We start from the raw sequence: 1697 nt of genomic DNA, 5'->3' as shown, positions 1-1697 counted from the left end.
AAATCTTTGTTGGCAGATTGAATAATCTCTAAATAATTTTTTTGCTCAGAATTTAAGTCGCTATTTATTAATAAATCGCTAAAAATTGTTGAAGCTGTAATGGGATTTCTTAGCTGATGGCTAAAATTGGCAATAAAATTATTTTTAAAAGTTTCTTTCTCTAGAAGGTATTCATTTTTAAGAATCAAAATTTGTGAATTTATAATAGATTCATTTCTGGTTTGTGCCGTAAGTTGATAGTTATTATAGTGTTTTGTTAAATTTTCAACAATGATTAGGTTTTCGTTATTGCTGTGCGTTCTTATAGAAATATCGACAACATAGTCAGTACTATCAAACTCCAAATTAATACATGAAAACTCAAAACATTCGTTTTTAATGGGTAATAAATTATTTAAAATCTCAAAAAATGGATGGCTATTTTGAAGCTTGTCATTTTTCTGAAAAGGCAAAATAGGATTGTCTGTTTCTAAAATACAACCAGAATCATCAACCAATATATATTGAAAATTGTTTTTAAAATATTTTTCTAAATAGGGTTTTAGCATGGCTTTTAAATTAACTCCATAGCAAGTTTCGAAAATAGTTTTTCAACTTTACTACCAGTTTTTGCACTCACAAATAAATCAACAATAGGTTCAAAAATAGCACTATGTTCCTTTAAATAAATTTTATTTACAAGGTCCATTTTGTTGCCAACTACTTTAACGGGTGTTTTTGGAAAGTTTTCTTTTAAAAATGATAATTCGGAGTCAAGGTCTTCAAAAGTAACGGGTCTTGTTAAGTCAAAAACATAAATAAAACCATTTGTACCGAGTAAATAAGAAGGTCTTGTTTTTTTAATGTCGTCTTGCCCTTCTAAATCCCAAATAATCAGAGATATCATTTCGCCTTCGGGAATAGTAATTGATTTTTTAGAAATGTGCACACCAATCGTTACCTTATAATCTTCAGAAAATGTGTTTTCAACAAACCGACGGATTAAGGATGTTTTTCCAACTCCAAAATGACCTATAAGAACAATTTTTTTAGATAGTGCCATTTTTATAGAAATCTGCTAGTTTTTTTGATAGTAAATCTCTGTTATTTAGTGATTTAATAATTTTTTCGTCGTTTACAAAATCTAGAATTTTGTCTTCAAGTTTATCTTTAAAAATGACATTATAAACGCCTGAAATTACCACGGCAATATAAAAAGACGAAAAATTTTGAAGATGAATATGATACAAGTCGTATTCAATATAATGCAAACTTTGCTTCTCCTTTTTAAAAGCATCTTCAACAAAACTCTTAATCGCAGTTAGCATACCTGCTACCATGTCTTCATCAGCCATTTTATTTTTTGAATATTCTGCTAGAAGTAATCCAGATCCTTTTTCTATAATAATAACTTGTTCTATTTGAGCGTTGGATTGCTCCTGCAATAATAAATCAGACTCGTTTATACCAGCAGCTTTGGATTTTGCCTTTCTGAAAAACCGTTTAAAAGAAAAAGTTTTATTAACTTGATTATTAATTCGTTCAGATAATAATTTCATTTCATGCTGCACATACCGCTTAATCATTTGTCCTAGAATTGGATAAAGCGCTTCTACAACAGCATCCTGGGAGTTTTTAATTTCTTCTTTTAAAGCTTCTGTAATGGTTGGCCCTAAGGTTTTAGGGATTTGTTCAATGAAGGTATTTAATTTTTGATC

The 1697-nt window shown here is 29.1% G+C and carries 3 protein-coding genes; all 3 read right to left on the bottom strand.

Annotated features, from left to right (window positions below; translation table 11 throughout):
* Positions 1-548, bottom strand: a 548-nt coding sequence (locus WBN21_RS06235) for a histidine kinase dimerization/phospho-acceptor domain-containing protein (protein ID WP_424198501.1), incomplete at its 3' end; no start/stop codon positions are given.
* Between the two features lie 5 nt (positions 549-553).
* Positions 554-1042, bottom strand: coding sequence for a Rab family GTPase (locus WBN21_RS06230; protein ID WP_424198499.1), 489 nt, complete (start codon positions 1040-1042; stop codon positions 554-556).
* Positions 1029-1697, bottom strand: a 669-nt coding sequence (locus tag WBN21_RS06225; protein WP_424198498.1) for a cell envelope biogenesis protein OmpA, incomplete at its 5' end; no start/stop codon positions are given. The genes WBN21_RS06225 and WBN21_RS06230, both read right to left, overlap by 14 nt.

Source organism: Algibacter sp. (assembly GCF_049667265.1).
Lineage (GTDB): Bacteria > Bacteroidota > Bacteroidia > Flavobacteriales > Flavobacteriaceae > Algibacter_B.
The sequence above is the reverse complement of the archived record's forward strand: the minus strand, read 5'-3'. Positions and strand labels throughout refer to the sequence as shown.